The organism is Nocardia mexicana NBRC 108244, assembly GCF_001613165.1.
In the GTDB taxonomy this organism is placed as follows: domain Bacteria; phylum Actinomycetota; class Actinomycetes; order Mycobacteriales; family Mycobacteriaceae; genus Nocardia; species Nocardia mexicana.
On record NZ_BDBV01000066.1, the window covers coordinates 38447 to 53255 of the forward strand.

Genomic DNA, 14809 nt, shown 5'->3' on the forward strand with positions numbered 1-14809 from the left:
CGCACCGGGCCTACTACTCGCCGATCAGGTCAACCCCCGGATGAACTCCGCCAGGTACTGGCCGCTGTAGTCGGGTTTTCCGTTGTTCTGGAGGGCGGCGGCGCCGATAGTGTCTATGTGGTTGTAGCCGGGGAGGGATTCGACCTGGGCGGTGGGTGGGGTGGGGATCCAGTTGCCTACGCCGAATTGGACGACGCTGTCGCCCGCGTAGGCGACGAAGTTCGGTTTGGTGCGGCTCATGTTGTGGTAGCGGAGGTTGACCATATCGCCGCCGCGGGCGCCCCCGAGTCCGGCGGCGATATCGACGACGATGCGCAGCGGGAAGTAGGTCTCCCAGTAGGCGGTCGGCGCGCCGGTGCCCAATTGGCGTGCGACCTCGTGGATATCGGCCACCTCGCGATTGGGCGCGGTGAACGGGACGCCGCGCACATCGTTGTAGTTGCGCCACGTGTACAGCGCGTTGCGATCGGTCGGCGCGACGCGCACCTGCGGTCCTGCACTCATGCGCAGATAGTTGCCGAGCACCGGAATCTGCGCGGCGCCACCGGGATTCGGGAAGGTCTTCTCCTGCACCGGACCGCCCGCCAGCGCACCGACACCCTGCTGCAGCAGCGCGAAATTGCCCGAGTTGTTGTCGATGAACACGCCCAGCAGCGCGGCGTTGGTGAAGTGATAGTCGCGGATGGTGCCCTCGCCCGTGGCGCCGCCCGTCACGACCCCGGCCCAGCTCTGGCCGAACATCGTCGTCAGCGTCGCCTCGACCTCCGGATCGTGAATGTGGGCCAGCAGTCGGCTTTCGGCGTCGGGCTCCAGGTGCGCGGCCAGTCCGGCCAGCCGATACAGCATCATCGCCTTGGTGCCGATCACCGGCGCGGGGCCGAAGGTGCGCAGCGGCAGCACGCCGGAATCGAAGCCCGCCTTCAGCAGATCGTTCGTCGGGCCGACGATGGCGTTGGTGACGTCGTGGAAGAACGGGGTGTTCTGGATCGCGGCCGGATCGGAGGAGACCATGGAGTCCTGTGCGGCGAAACCGGCGCACTGATTGAAGCCCGCATCCGACTGGGTGGCCGGGTTGCCGTCGAAATCCCAGTCGGAGAACAGGCCGGTCACCATGCCGCCCATGGAGATTCCGGTGCAGACGAACTTGCGCTGGCGCTCGCCCTGGTCGGGAAGTTCGGCGAGCATCATCTCGTACTGGTCGCGGATCACCCGCTCCAGGCCCATCGCGTCGAGCAGCGGCAGATCCTGAGTCGCCTTGAACCCAGGGAAGATTCGGCCGTCGATCGGCTTACCGTTGAAGTAGTAGTCGACGGCGTCGAGATAGTTGCCGGTCCGCAGCGCCTCGTCGAATCCGGTCGTCTCGTCCAGGCAGGCGCTGCGCCGGGCCAGCGCCCAGAACTCGATGGAGCGGCCCAGCGACTTCGCCGAACGCACCGTATTCGCCGCCACCCCATCGGAATTCACCGCACCGCCGCCGAGCCCCTGCTGCTGCACCACGACCGCATCGGCATCCCGCGAATTCTCCGGCCCCTCCGCCGGCCGGTAGCGCAGGAACCCGGCCCGGTCGCAGGCCGGTGCATGCGCGGGAGCACCGGCGGGCAACGGCAACAGGTAACTCACATACGAAACCTCGACACCGTCACGCGTCGCCAGCACCTGCTCCTGCCGATCCGCCGCCACACTCACCGGCGGATTGTCGGCCGCGGCGGACGCAGGCTGCACGAAACCGGCCACCACCAGCCCCAGCGTGGCCGTCGCCGCCCAACCACCCCGGCCCCTCCCGAACTTCCGGAGCCGAACAGAATGCCGCACTGCCTCTTTCACGCACGTTGACGTTTCCACGCGACGTGAGCCCGGTCACTGGGCTATTCCCCAGGACTCCCCCACCCCCTTCATGCACTTGTCCAACGGCCGATGAGTTCTCGGCGTCTGCGCCGTCCTACCGATATGAAGACATTCGTGCTCGAAACCGCCGAAGCGGATATCACCTATGACGTCGCCGGCCCGCTGCCTACCGCGGATGGGCGCCCGCCGCTGTTCCTGATCGGTCAGCCCATGGACGCCGCCGGGTTCCGTACTCTGACGTCGTACCTTCCGGACCGGACCGTGATCACCTACGATCCGCGCGGGCTCGGCCGCAGTGTCCGCAAGGATGCCCGGGTCGATCATTCGCCCACGGTGCAGGCTCGCGACGTGCACGCCGTGATCGACGCGCTCGGCGCGGGCCCGGTGGAGATGTTCGCCAGCAGCGGCGGCGCGATCACCGCGCTCGCCCTCGTGGCCGACTACCCCGGCGACGTGACCACGCTGGTGGCGCACGAACCGCCGCTCATCCAGGTACTTCCCGACGCCGCAGCCGCCGAGCGGGCCCGCGCAGGGTTCCGAGATGCCTACGAGGCCAAGGGATTCCATGCGGGCATGGCCGCCTTCATTGCGATGACGTCGTGGGAGGGCGAGTTCACCGACGAGTACTTCGCACAGCCCGTGCCGGACCCCGCGCAGTTCGGGATGCCGTCCGAGGACGACGGGAGTCGCGATGATCCGCTGCTGTCGGACCGGTCCTGGGCGGTCAGCAGCTACGAGCCCGACATCGACGCGCTGGCGGCCGCGCCGACCCGGATCGTGATCGCCGTGGGCGAGGAGTCGATCAACACCTTCACTTGGCGCACGTCGCTCGGGATCGCAGGGCTGCTCGGCCGGCAGGCCACGGTGTTCCCCAGCCACCACGGCGGCTTCGCGGGCGACGAATACGGCTACGCCGGTCAGCCCGAAGCCTTCGCGCGGAAGCTGCGCGAGGTGCTCGACGACAAGCAGTGAGGCGAGCTCGCGGCACCGTCAGGCGCCGAGCAGGCGTATCTCCGTGTTCAACAGCTCGGCCTCGACGGCCAGTTGCGAGTCGTCGGGCCGGTCCCCGATGCGGTCGGCCAGCTCGCCGCGCGTGACGACCTGCAACCCGCCCTCGTCGCCGCCGACGCCCGGCGCCAGCCGAATCTCGCCCTCCACCGCTATCAATCGCGTCCCCGGGCTGCCGGTCTGCAGCAGTTGACGCAGGTCCGCCTCCGTCACCTGCGGACGTCGGCGCGACGCTGAATGTTGCCCTTTTCCAATCTGTTCGTCCGTGTTCATGTTGTCCCGGGTGCCCGGGCACGCCGGACCGAAACAACCCCGGGTCAGAAGCGGAGCACGAGGCGCCCGCGCACCCCGCCCGCCTCCAGCAGGCGGTGGGCCTCCGCGGCGCGCTCGGCGGGAAAGGTCCGCGCCACCCGCAGCGTCAGGACCCCTTCCGCGGCAAGACGACTCAACTCGGTCAGCTTGGCGGCATCGCGGACGTGGTCGGTGACCATGACGTAGTGCACGCCGATGCCTCGCTCGGATTCGACACCACCGGTCAAGACGGGTGGCCGCAGCGCCACATACGCGCCGTTGTCGCGGACGGCGGGCAGTACGGCGCCGCCCAGCAGCGCGCCGTCCACCACCGCATCGACACCGGCCGGGGCGTGTTCTCGAATCCGTTGCGCGACATCGGTTCCGCGCGGCACGACGGTATCGGCGCCGAGGTCGGCGACCAGCTCCCCGTCCGCCGGTGCGGCATCGGCGATCACCGTGAGTCCCAGGTGCTTCGCCAGCTGGACAACGTAGCCGCCGACCGCGCCCGCCGCACCGGTCACCGCGATCGTCTGACCCGGCTTCGGGGCGAGCGCCTCGAGGGCGATGAAGGCGGTCAGTCCGTTCATCGGAAGTGTCGCGGCCGCAACCATATCGGCGCCCTCGGGCAGGCGGGCGACCGAATCACCCGGCACCACAATCCGTTCGGCGTAGGCGCCGCCGCCCTCGAGGACCGGCCTGGTGACGGCGACGACTCGGTCGCCGACCCGCCACCCGGTCTCCGGATCTGCCTCGTCGATCACGCCCGCCGCGTCCCAGCCCGGAATGTACGGCGGCGCGATGTCGCGATACCGGTCGTGCACCCGGCCGGAGCGGGTCACGGTATCGGACGGATTCACCGCCGCGGCCTCGACGCGGATGCGGACCTCGCCCGGTCCCGCATGCGGTTCCGGCAGCTCCACCGGCCGCAGCACCTCCGGACCGCCCGGTTCATCGAAACCGATCGCCAGCATCACCACTCCCAACCGTCGCTTGTCCTGTTCCTGCAGCAACACCGTCGGCACGCCGGGCTGTTCCCGGTCGGCGAGGCGGGTTCAGTTCTGCCGCGGCATCAGCTCGGTCACGAAGCGGTCGATGAATGTGTCGATCGGCCGGCCGCCGACGGATCCGACGACGAACTTGGTGAGCCCCGCGTCGAGATGACCGTCGATCAAGCGATGCAGCTCCTTCCAGCTGCCCGCGACCAGGTCGCTCGGATCGACGCCGGGCCTGCGACGCCCGATCGCCGCCGTCAGCTCGGGCGGTATGCCGTCCTCGGCCAGCACCAGGCTGATGCCGAAATGGTCGGCCTCGATCTCGCGGCCCGCCTCGGCGGCCGCGGCCTGAATCGCCTCCCGGCCGTCACGGGCCTCGGCGGGAGCCAGGAAGCTGCCGAGCCAGCCGTCGGCGAAACGACCGATGCGACGGAAGGCGGCCGGCGCCGAACCGCCCAGCCAGATGTCCGGCGGCCGAGCAGGACGCGATCCGAAACCCGCATCGCCGATATCGAAGAATTCACCGGAGAACGCGACCTCGTCGTTGTCGAGCACCGCGCGCAGCAGCCGCAGCGACTCGTCGAATACCGCGCCGCGCTTGCCCTGCGGCACCGGGAACAGCTCGCGCTCGCCGGGCCGGGCGGGCTGCAGACCGAAGACCGGCAGCACCCGCTTGGGGGCCAGGGCGGCGAGCGAGGCCAACTGCTTGGCAACCAGGACCGGATGGCGGCCGGGCAGAATCGCCACCGACGTGCCGACCTTCAGCCGTGTCGTCCGCGAGAGCGCGAACGCCATGCCGACGACCGGGTCGACGGACTTCGAGTAGACGAGTTCGGACAGCCACAGCGAGTCCACGCCTTCGGACTCGAGCCGGTCCACGATGCCCGCGAACTCCTCGGGCTCGTCGCCCGAGCCCAGCCCGACGCCGAACCGAACCTTCATACGCCGACTCCTCACCCGTGCCTTTCCCACTGCCAACCGGGCACAGGTTCGACGCATTCCCGGCGCGGAACGCGGGGATCGGCGGATTGACCTCAACCGCGCTCGAGGCTCTACGGTCGCGGCTGCGGGTCACCCGCCGACGGAGGGAGCAGCGCGCATGCAGACACAGGTCGTCACGATCGCGGACGCCGAGTGCCGCGCGGAGTGGGAACCGCTGGGCGACAATCGTTTCGCGGGAAGCGATCTCATCGACGCGACGACACATCCGGATGCGCGGATGACCGTCGGGTTCGGTCGCATCGCGGGAGGCGAGTCGATGCGGGCCACCTACCCCTACGACGAGGTGATGGTGGTCTTGAAGGGCACCGTCACCGTTCGCACCCAGGGCGGCGAAACCTTCACCGCCGCACCGGGAAACGTGGTCTACATGCCCGCCGGATCGACGAACACCTATGAGTTCTCCGGCGAGGTCGAGGTCGCCTACATCGCGAATCCGCCCGCGGCGTATGCGGAGCACGTGGCGCGCTCCGCCGCGACGTAGGTCGCCCTCGCCCCGTTAGAAGGCGCTTCCGGTCGACGGCGGCACCATGGGCCAGCCGTACCAGCCGGGGTAGACGTAGCCGGGACGGTTCCAGCTGTTCCAGCCGCCGTAGCCGCCCCAGCCGCCGTGGCCCCAGCCGCCGTGGCCCCAGCCACCGCGACCCCAGCCACCGCGGTGACCCCAGCCGCCGCGATGGCCCCAGCCACCGTGAACTTCCTGTGCGGACCCGTCGGCCTCGACCTGGACGGGCTGCTCCGGTGCGGCCGGTGCGCTCACCGCCGGCGAGGCGAGGGCGGGTGCCGCGACGGCCAGCGGCGCGGCGGCCACGGCGAGCACGGCGGCGACGCGGAATACGGTCTGCCGGGAGCGTACGGGGATGTGATTCCGAGTCATCGGAACTTCCTTACCTGCGGTCGTTTCCAGCGGATGACCGGGCGATCCGGCCAACCTCCTGCCACGAAGTAATGTACCGCTATTTAACGGCACGTTCAATGGGGCGTAGACCACTGTCCGTATCGGGACGCAGACCGGCGGTCGGGCGGAAGGAACGACGGGCGCTCCGTCAGCCCCGCCGACCCCGCAGATAGTCGCGCACCACCGCCGCACCGAGGCCGTCGAGATCGGGCGCCACCACGCGGCCGCCGCTGCGCCGCGCCACCAGATCGACGAAGGCGGCCAGGCGCGGGTCCTCGCCGAGCATGAACACCGTCACGGAGGCGCCGAGCTTGGCGAGGGCGTCGACCTGGTTCATCGTGACGCCCAGCGTGCGCGGTTCGGGCGGCCAGTTGAAGTACGCCTCGCCGTCCGGCTCCAGGTGCGCGGTCGGCTCACCGTCGGTGACCACGAGGACGACGGGCACGGCGTCCGGATGCCGGCGCAGGTGCTGCCCGGCCAGCAGCAGCGCGTGGTGCAGGTTGGTGCCCTGCTCCCAAATGGGTTCCTGCGCGGTCAATTCGCCGATATCGACGGTGGTGGCGTGCCGCCCGAAGGTGATCAGGCTCAGCGCGTCGGAACGGAATCGAGTACCGATCAGATGGTGCAGGGCGAGGGCCGTGCGCTTCATCGGCACCCAGCGACCGTCCTGCACCATCGACCACGACGTGTCCACGCACAGCGCCACGGCCGCCCGCGCACGCTGCTCGGTCTCCATGATCTCGACATCCGAAACATCCAGCGCCACACGGCGACTGCCGGACGACGCGGACCGGAGCACCGCGTTGCGCACGGTCCGCGGGACGTCCCAGGGCTCGGTGTCGCCGAACCGCCAGGCGCGCGAGGCGCCGGTCGGCTCGCCTGCCGCACCGGACAGCGCGGTATCCCGCTCGCCGCGCCGGGAACGCAACTGCCCGATCACATCTCGCAAAGCCGTCTCGCCGAGCCTGCGCAACGCCCTGGGTGTCAACCGCAGCGACCCGTCGGGGGCGCGCTCGAACAGACCCTGCCGCCGCAGTTCCCGCTCCAGCTCGGCCAGCCGGCCGGCATCCACGCGGGCGTCGTCGCCGAGGTGGCGGGCCAAGGCGTCCAGGTCGATATCCTCGAGCCTGGCACCGGGGTAGGACTGTCCGAGTTGTTCTGCGAGAGCATCCAATTCGGCCAGATCCTGCAGGGCCTGCGCGCCCTCGCCGAGGCCCAGGGGATCCTGGCCGCGGAACCGCTGCGCGGACTCCCAGTCCTCCCCCGGGCGCAGCGCCCGCAGGTTGGCGTCCAGCGCGGCGATCTGCCCGGCGATGCGCGGGTCGCCGAACGCCTGGCCGGTCAGCTCGGACAGCTCGGTCCGCTGCTCCTCGGTCATCGAGTTCATCATGCGCTGCGCCGCCGCCGCGCGGGCGGCCAGCGCGTCGATCAATTCCTCTGTGTCGCGCGGGTTTTCGGGAAAGAACTCGCCGTGCTGCGCCATGAAATCGGCGAACTGCCGCTCGGTGTCGTCCCCGCGGGCGTGCGCCGCGAGCAGATCGTTCAGGTCCGACATCATCCGCCGGATCCGCTCGACATCCTCCGGCGTGGTGTTCTGCAGCGCCTGCTTCATCCCCTGGAAGCGGGACTCCAGCAGGTCCCGGCCGAGCAGGTCGCGGATCTTCTCGTAGTTCGCCCGGCCCGTGTCGGATCGCCAGGGGTATTCGGCGAGTTCGCCCACGGCGGCGGCCGTGCTCGACGGCAGCGCGTCCAGGCGGGCCTCGGCGAACCGGGCGTCGTCGGACGGGTCGGGGAACAGTGCCCGGCGCTCGGCCTCCAGCGCCTCGTCCAGCAATTCGCGAATCTGCTGCAGCGAACCGTCGAGCCGATGCCGCCGGGAGATCTCCGACCGGCGCTGCCACAACCGGCGGGTCAGATCGTCCAGCCCCGCCGTCTCGCGCAGGCCGCGCCGCAGCAGTTCCTCGAGCGCGCTGCGCGGCGAGCTGCCCTCCATCACATCCCGCCCGACCTGATCCAAAGCCTCGCGGAGGTCGAGCGGGGGCGCCAGTGGATCAGGTCCGTCGTGATACGGGCCGTAGGAATAGCGGTCAGCGGAAGTCATTGCGCCTCACCGATTATCACTGCCCGTACACCGTCATGCCGTCGTCCGAGTCCTTGGCGATCTGGCGGGCCAGATACAAAGACTCCAAGGCGAATTCGACTGCCGCGGCGATCCGGGCGGGGGTGTCGGCGGCGTCCACGCCGAGCCTGTCGGCGACCTCGTGCAGCACGGGGAGTTCCGGTAGGGCGGACAGGACGTCCTGGCCGGGCACGCTCTCGCCCGTGGTGACCAGGTGGCCGTCGCCCACGGCCTCGGAGAGCGGCCGCAAGTTCAACCCGCCCAACCGTTCTCGCGCGGATTCGGCGAACGACCGACGCAGCAGGTGGGTGAGGTGTTCCTGTTCGCGGCCCTCCTCGCCCGATTCGAATTCCAGCTTGCCGCGCAGCACCGCGGGCACGGAGTCGAGATCGACAGGACGGGCGACGGCGGGCCGCTCCCCCGTGATCGCGGAGCGACGCAATGCGGCCGCGGCCACCGTCTCCGCGGCGGCCACCGCGAACCGGGCCGACACCCCGGATCGCTGGTCGATGGCCGGGGATTCGCGCAGGTTCCGGACGAACCGGGCGATCACCTCGATCAGCGGGTCGCCGACCTCGGCCACCAGGTCGGCCTCCTGCCGGACCATCGCCACCTCGGCCTCGACCGTCAGCGGGTAGTGCGTGCGGATCTCCGCGCCGAACCGGTCCTTGAGCGGGGTGATGATCCGGCCGCGGTTGGTGTAGTCCTCCGGATTGGCGGTGGCGACGAGCAGCACGTCCAGCGGCAGCCGCAGCGTGTAGCCGCGGACCTGGATATCGCGCTCCTCCATCACGTTCAGCAGCGCGACCTGGATGCGCTCGGCGAGGTCGGGCAGCTCGTTGATCGCGACGATGCCGCGGTGGGCGCGCGGCACCAGCCCGAAGTGAATGGTCTCGGGATCGCCGAGGCTGCGGCCCTCGGCCACCTTCACCGGGTCGACGTCGCCGATCAGGTCGCCGACGGACGTGTCCGGCGTGGCGAGCTTCTCGGCGTAGCGCTCCGAGCGATGCCGCCACGCCACCGGCAGGTCGTCACCGAGTTCGGCGGCCAGGCGGCGGCCGGCCGGGCTGATCGGGTCCAGCGGGTGTTCGCCCAGTTCGGTGCCCGCGATGACGGGCGTCCACTCGTCGAGCAGGCCGGCCAGGGTGCGCAGCAGGCGGGTCTTGCCCTGGCCGCGCTCCCCCAGCAGCACCACGTCGTGCCCGGCGAGCAGCGCGCGCTCGAGCTGCGGCAGCACGGTCCGGTCGAAGCCGACGATGCCCGGCCACGCGTCGCCGCCGGAACCCAGCAGCGCCAGCAGGTTGTCGCGGATCTCGGTCTTCACGCCGCGCGGCTCGTAGCCGGCCGCGCGCAGCTCACCCGCGGTGGCGGGCAAGTGTTCTGGAACAGTCACGACATCGACGCTACGACGATTCCGCGATCACGTCGACGTGGAGTAACTCCAGCAAAGCCGCTGGAAAAGCGATTGACAGCCCGAATAAGAAGGCGCTCGGGAGACTACACGGCGTCGTTGTCCAGCAGGTTGCGCGGCGCGGCCTGACGCCACGAATCGGTGATGATGGCCTCCAGCTCGTCCCGGTCGTCGAGGGCGGCCAGGCGCACCCGGACCCAGGCATTGTTCGCCTCGTGGGAGGCGATCCAGAACTTGCCGGGCTCGGCCAGGACCAGCTCGTCGCGTTCGATGATGGGACAGCGCACGGCCATCGAGGTCTCGTTCTCCGGCAGCGTGAGGTACAGCTTTCCCGCGACCCGGAACGTCGGCATCCCCCAGGTGAATTGCTCGGCGGTCTCCGGCAGCGACAGGGCGAAGGCGCGGACATCATCCCCAGTGGAACTCATGCGCAGAATCTTTCCAGGCGCCGGTGACAGCCGGAATCCGCCTCGAAACTCCTACCCCACCGACCGGCTCTCACGTGTCCATTTCGACCGAATTGTGAGATTGGACAACATTTCTCGGAGACGGGAGCGGCATGTGTCACGGACTGTATTTTCGGACGCAGATCGATCAGCCTCCGCATCCGACCGTCGCCGTCGGCGGAGTGGGCCGAAGGGCGGTTGGATATGGAACATACGGCCGAAGCGAGCGGATGGGCCATCGCGGGGGCGATCGGCATGGTCCTGTTGATGGTTGTGATGTGGGCGGGGGTCGCGGTGCTGTTCGTCGGGCTGCGAAAACCACTGCGGCCGTGGATGTTCTGGACCGGAGCCGGGGTCGTGATACTCGGTGTCTTCGCGCAGATCGGCCACTTCCAGGAACATGTGCTCCAAGCCGGATACTGGATCGGGCACCCCAACGCTCCCGCCTGGATGACGCCGTGGGGCACCAGCCTGGCCAATGGATTCGGCCAGGTGAATCACGCGAAACCCACACTGGGGATGGAGATCCTGCATCTCGTCGGCAACTTCCACTTCCTGGCGGGCCTGGCCGGGGTCGCCCTCCTCACCCACCATGCGCTGCAGAGCAAGGCGCGCCGCTGGGGCCGAATGGGCGTGCTGATGCAGGGCATCCACGGCCTGGAACATGTCGCGCTCACGCTGTCGGTCCTGCTGGGCAGCAAGGCGATCGGCCTGTCCACCATCTTCGGCCTGCTCGACGCCGGGCCCGGGCTGTGGACCTTCCGGGTGTGGTGGCACTTCCTCGCGAATGTCCTGGGCACCAGCATCTTCGCCATGGCCCTCTACTACCTGTGGCGCGAGCGCGCGACGATCACGGCCTCCTACGGGGTCTCGGGACTCCCGCGGACGACGACCGCCCCGGCCGGACCGGTCGAGGGCGCGGTACCCGCACTGCCGTAATACCGCAACGACACTCGGGTTCAGCTCCCGTCATTTCCGGCATGCCCTCCATCACTCCGGCATGCCCTCCACATTTCCGGCATGCTTTTCGCCGGAATCCGCACTGGAGGTCCGAATCTCGCCGCGCGGCATCCAACCGCGCCTGCCAGCGCGGCGCCCGTATTGCCGGACCGGGGGCGATCTCTGCCCCCATCCAGCTCCGCACCGGGCGAATTCCGTGCAGCGCGTTGACCATCCAGGTTTCCAGGCCGTCCAGTTCACTGAGGAACGGGCGGTCGTGGACCACCTCGATGCCGGACTCGGCGGCCATGCGCAGGATCGTCCGGCTGGTCACGCTCGGCAGCAGATCGCAGCGATCCTGGGCCGGCACGCACAGCGCTTCGCCCCGCCACCACAGCAGCGCGGTCGTCGCACCCTCGCGGGCCCGGCCGTCGGGCGCGAGCAGGAGCGCCTCGTCGGCACCCGCGTCGACCGCCTGCTGCCGCACCTCACTCAGCCAGGCGAGATCGGGCCCCTTGACCGTGGGGTGCCGCCGCCGGTCGGGCCCCGGGTGGATTCGCAGGTTCACCCCGGTTCCCCGCGGCGGCGCCGGACGCAGCCACAGTTCGAGCGCCGGGCCGCCGTCATCGATGAGTTCCACTCGCGGAAACCAGCGGCCGCGCAACGGAATTCGACAGGCGACCGCGCGCAAAAAGTCGCGGGTCGTCTCCGGCGGCACCGCGGCCAGCGCCGTGCAACCGGCCGCGAAGCGGTCGGCGTGCAGTTCCGGCGACACCGTCTGTCCACCCGCGACGAGCCAGGAGTCGATGACCACCGGCGCCCGGGACAGCGGCGCCGGGCGCAGGTCGCGCTCCCCCGGTGACCAGCGCCATCGAGTTATCAGCTCCGCTACCTCGGCCATCGTGGTTCCCTCGTCTCGCACCCGATCCGGTCCCCAGTAAGAGCCGGCCCGGCTCCCGAACTGTGACGTCTCGAAAATGTAACGACGGTCACACGACGTCACATATCGCGCCTCCCGAACGTCTCATGGGCACACGGTTTCGTCGACCGATCAGGAGGTCATGCATCCATGAGCACGGTGGCACACCGAGCGGACGCGGTAGATCAGCGCTACCACGCTGCCGCCTTCGTCAAACGGTCGATCAACAAGGTCTTCCCGACCCACTGGTCGTTCCTGCTCGGCGAGATCGCGCTGTACAGCTTCATCGTGCTGCTGCTGTCGGGCGTGTATCTGACGCTGTTCTTCGATCCCTCCATGACCGAGGTCGTCTACAACGGCGCCTATCAGCCGCTGCGCGGCGTGACCATGTCGCGGGCGTTCGAGAGCGCGCTGAACATCACCTTCGAGGTGCGCGGCGGGCTGTTCGTGCGGCAGGTACACCATTGGGCCGCACTGCTTTTCTCGGCCTCCATGATCATTCATATGTGCCGGGTGTTCTTCACCGGCGCGTTCCGCCGCCCGCGCGAGGGCACCTGGGTGGTCGGCTCGCTGCTGCTGATCCTGGCGATGTTCGAGGGCTTCTTCGGGTACTCGCTGCCCGACGATCTGCTCTCGGGCACCGGCCTGCGGGCCGCGTTCTCCGGCATCACCATCGGCATTCCGATCATCGGCACCTGGCTGCACTGGCTGATGTTCGGCGGCGATTTCCCGGGCGACCTGATCATCCCGCGCCTGTACATCGCGCACGTGCTGCTGTTCCCGGGCATCATGCTGGCGCTGATCGCGGCCCACATCATGCTGATCTGGTATCAGAAGCACACCCAGTACCCGGGGCCCGGCCGCACCGAGAAGAACGTCGTGGGCGCCCGCATCGTGCCGGTGTTCTCCCTCGATCAGACCGCGTTCTTCATGTTCACCCTCGGCGTGCTGGCGGTCATGGGCGGCGTCCTGCAGATCAATCCGATCTGGAATCTGGGCCCCTACAACCCATCCCAGGTCTCGGCAGGCACCCAGCCCGATCTCTACCTGATGTGGACCGACGGCTTCCTGCGCCTGTTCCCGGCGTGGGAGGGATACATCTTCGGGCACACCATCCCCGGCGCGTTCTCGGTCGCGATCCTGATGCCGCTGGTCTTCGGGCTGATGATCTGCTATCCGTGGATCGAGAAGCGGCTCACCAAGGACTACGCGCACCATAATCTGGTGCAGCGGCCGCGAGATGTGCCGGTGCGCACCGCGATCGGCGCCATGTCGCTGACGTTCTACCTCGTGCTGACCCTGGCCTGCGTCAACGACATCATCGCCCTGCAGTTCGACATCTCGCTCAACGCGACGACGTGGTTCTTCCGCATCGCCCTGCTGTTCGGCCCGCCGCTCGCCTATTTCCTGGCCTACCGGATGTGCCTGGGTCTGCAGCGCAGCGACCGTCAGGTGCTCGAGCACGGCATCGAGACCGGCATCATCAAGCGGCTCCCGCACGGCGAGTACATCGAGATGCACCAGCCGCTCGGCCCGGTCGACGACCACGGTCACCCGATCCCGCTCGAATACCAGGGCGCCCCGGTGCCGAAGAAGATGAGCAAGCTGGGCTGGGCGGGCAAGCCGGGCCTGGGCTCATTCCTCCGCTCGGATCCGGCCACCCAGGTGGCCGACCTCACCGCCTACGAGCACGAGCAGGAACGCAAACAGCTCGCGGTGCTGCGGAACTACCAGGACCGCAACGGAATCGGCCGCGACGGCAGCGGCAGCAACGGGAACGGCAGCAGCGGAGACGAGCAATGAGACTGCGGCGCAACAGATCGGCGGCGGAACCCGAGACCGAGGACTACGGCCTGCTGGTCGCCGCCGCCACGGTGCCCAGCGACGATGCGGCCCGAGTGGTCCGGAACCTGCTGCGCGCCAACGGCATCCGCTCGACAATCGGACGCGCATTCCGGCATCCGGAACAACATCACCGCCGCGTGCTGGTGTTCGCCGAAGACGCCGCGCGCGCCTACCGGGTGATCTGCGCGCACACCAGGTAGCCCCTGCTCTGCGCCCACACGCGGTAGCACCTCGCCGGACCGGCGACCGTAACCCGGTCCGGCGTGCCGCCGTGACGAAGGACCAACCGGACGGCGGAGGACGCAAGCAGGATCACATCCCCGCGCCGATGCATACCGTGACCTGCACGCGGCCCATCGGAGAACAGCGTGGTCACAGGGTTTTCGGTCGCCAGCCGATAGCTCATATGGTAAATCGGACATATGCCCCACACGAACCCCATCAGCGCCTGGAAGTCCCTCCGAGACGGCAACGACAGATTCGTCGACGGTGCATTGCAGCACCCCGGCCAGGGAGCCGCGGACCGGGCCAAGCTCGTCGGCGGACAGCAGCCGTCCGCGATTCTCTTCGGATGCGGCGACTCCCGCGTCGCGGCCGAGATCATCTTCGACCGCGGGCTCGGCGATATGTTCGTCGTCCGCACCGCCGGTCACGTCGTCGACTCGTCGGTCCTCGGGTCGATCGAGTACGGCGTGGCGGTGCTGAACGTGCCGCTGATCGTGGTGCTCGGCCACGACAGCTGCGGGGCCGTGCGCGCGACCATCGACGCGCTCGACGGCGAGGGCGTACCGGGCGGATTCATCCGCAGCGTAGTCGAGAAGGTCACGCCGTCGATCCTGATGGGTAAGCGCGAGGGCCTGACCGGAGTAGACGAACTGGAGGCCCGCCACGTCGTAGAGACCACCCGCCTGCTGATGCAGCGGTCCTCGATCATCGCCGAACGCGTCGCCGCCGGGGACTGCGCGATCGCCGGTGTCACCTACACCCTGTCCGACGGCAGGGCACAGTTGCGCGGCGTGATCGGCGACATCGGCGAAACAGCGCTCCCCATCGAGGTCTGAGCCGACCACCACGCGGTTCCGGTCGGCGCGGCC

General features: G+C 69.1%; 15 protein-coding genes. 6 read left to right on the top strand and 9 right to left on the bottom strand.

Features of this window, described 5'->3' with window-relative positions; translation table 11 throughout:
* Positions 1 to 24: 24 nt before the first annotated feature.
* Positions 25 to 1686: a hypothetical protein gene (locus tag NM1_RS25430; protein WP_246011375.1), complete on the bottom strand. Its 1662-nt coding sequence runs from the start codon at positions 1684 to 1686 to the stop codon at positions 25 to 27.
* A 228-nt stretch (positions 1687 to 1914) separates the two neighbouring features.
* Here NM1_RS25430 and NM1_RS25435 point away from each other — a divergent pair, with 228 nt between their 5' ends.
* Positions 1915 to 2817 carry an alpha/beta fold hydrolase gene (locus NM1_RS25435; RefSeq protein ID WP_246011376.1) on the top strand — a complete coding sequence of 301 codons (903 nt, stop codon included), beginning with the start codon at positions 1915 to 1917 and terminating at the stop codon, positions 2815 to 2817.
* Between the two features lie 18 nt (positions 2818 to 2835).
* Here NM1_RS25435 and NM1_RS25440 read toward each other — a convergent pair whose 3' ends face one another.
* The 3 genes from NM1_RS25440 to NM1_RS25450 form a co-directional block, all read right to left on the bottom strand.
* Positions 2836 to 3066, bottom strand: coding sequence for a hypothetical protein (locus tag NM1_RS25440; protein ID WP_068024752.1), 231 nt, complete (start codon positions 3064 to 3066; stop codon positions 2836 to 2838).
* Positions 3067 to 3170: 104 nt separating this feature from the next.
* Positions 3171 to 4118, bottom strand: a complete 948-nt coding sequence (locus NM1_RS25445; RefSeq protein WP_068024966.1) for an NADP-dependent oxidoreductase — start codon at positions 4116 to 4118, stop codon at positions 3171 to 3173.
* A gap of 81 nt (positions 4119 to 4199) precedes the next feature.
* Positions 4200 to 5081, bottom strand: coding sequence for a TIGR03854 family LLM class F420-dependent oxidoreductase (locus NM1_RS25450; RefSeq protein WP_068024755.1), 882 nt, complete (start codon positions 5079 to 5081; stop codon positions 4200 to 4202).
* A gap of 157 nt (positions 5082 to 5238) precedes the next feature.
* On the opposite strand from NM1_RS25450, the gene NM1_RS43105 reads away from it, so the two are divergent.
* The gene (locus NM1_RS43105; protein WP_068024759.1) at positions 5239 to 5622 is read left to right on the top strand and encodes a cupin domain-containing protein; all 384 of its coding nucleotides are present in this window, start codon (positions 5239 to 5241) and stop codon (positions 5620 to 5622) included.
* A 15-nt stretch (positions 5623 to 5637) separates the two neighbouring features.
* Here NM1_RS43105 and NM1_RS43415 read toward each other — a convergent pair whose 3' ends face one another.
* The 4 genes from NM1_RS43415 to NM1_RS25475 form a co-directional block, all read right to left on the bottom strand.
* Positions 5638 to 6015, bottom strand: coding sequence for a hypothetical protein (locus NM1_RS43415; RefSeq protein ID WP_068024762.1), 378 nt, complete (start codon positions 6013 to 6015; stop codon positions 5638 to 5640).
* Positions 6016 to 6184: 169 nt separating this feature from the next.
* Positions 6185 to 8137: a vWA domain-containing protein gene (locus NM1_RS25465; protein ID WP_068024764.1), complete on the bottom strand. Its 1953-nt coding sequence runs from the start codon at positions 8135 to 8137 to the stop codon at positions 6185 to 6187.
* A 16-nt stretch (positions 8138 to 8153) separates the two neighbouring features.
* Entirely contained in the window at positions 8154 to 9548 is a 1395-nt protein-coding gene (locus NM1_RS25470) for an ATP-binding protein (protein WP_068024767.1), read from the bottom strand.
* 104 nt (positions 9549 to 9652) lie between these two features.
* Positions 9653 to 9994, bottom strand: a complete 342-nt coding sequence (locus tag NM1_RS25475) for an MmcQ/YjbR family DNA-binding protein (RefSeq protein ID WP_068024770.1) — start codon at positions 9992 to 9994, stop codon at positions 9653 to 9655.
* 222 nt (positions 9995 to 10216) lie between these two features.
* On the opposite strand from NM1_RS25475, the gene NM1_RS25480 reads away from it, so the two are divergent.
* Positions 10217 to 10951: a DUF6008 family protein gene (locus NM1_RS25480; RefSeq protein WP_068024773.1), complete on the top strand. Its 735-nt coding sequence runs from the start codon at positions 10217 to 10219 to the stop codon at positions 10949 to 10951.
* On the opposite strand, the gene NM1_RS41480 is transcribed toward NM1_RS25480, so the two are convergent.
* On the bottom strand, positions 10863 to 11852 hold the full coding sequence (locus tag NM1_RS41480; protein WP_114699608.1) for an aminotransferase class IV: 990 nt from the start codon (positions 11850 to 11852) through the stop codon (positions 10863 to 10865). The genes NM1_RS25480 and NM1_RS41480 overlap by 89 nt on opposite strands.
* Before the next feature lie 168 nt (positions 11853 to 12020).
* Here NM1_RS41480 and qcrB point away from each other — a divergent pair, with 168 nt between their 5' ends.
* The 3 genes from qcrB (at position 12021) to NM1_RS25495 (ending at position 14776) form a co-directional block, all read left to right on the top strand.
* A complete protein-coding gene (gene qcrB, locus NM1_RS25485; RefSeq protein ID WP_068024776.1) occupies positions 12021 to 13673 on the top strand; it encodes a cytochrome bc1 complex cytochrome b subunit in 1653 nt (550 codons plus the stop codon).
* Complete coding sequence (locus NM1_RS25490; RefSeq protein WP_068024779.1) at positions 13670 to 13915, top strand: hypothetical protein; 246 nt, start codon at positions 13670 to 13672, stop codon at positions 13913 to 13915. The genes qcrB and NM1_RS25490 overlap by 4 nt, the downstream gene beginning before the upstream one ends.
* A gap of 222 nt (positions 13916 to 14137) precedes the next feature.
* A complete protein-coding gene (locus NM1_RS25495) occupies positions 14138 to 14776 on the top strand; it encodes a carbonic anhydrase (protein ID WP_068024782.1) in 639 nt (212 codons plus the stop codon).
* Positions 14777 to 14809: the final 33 nt, after the last annotated feature.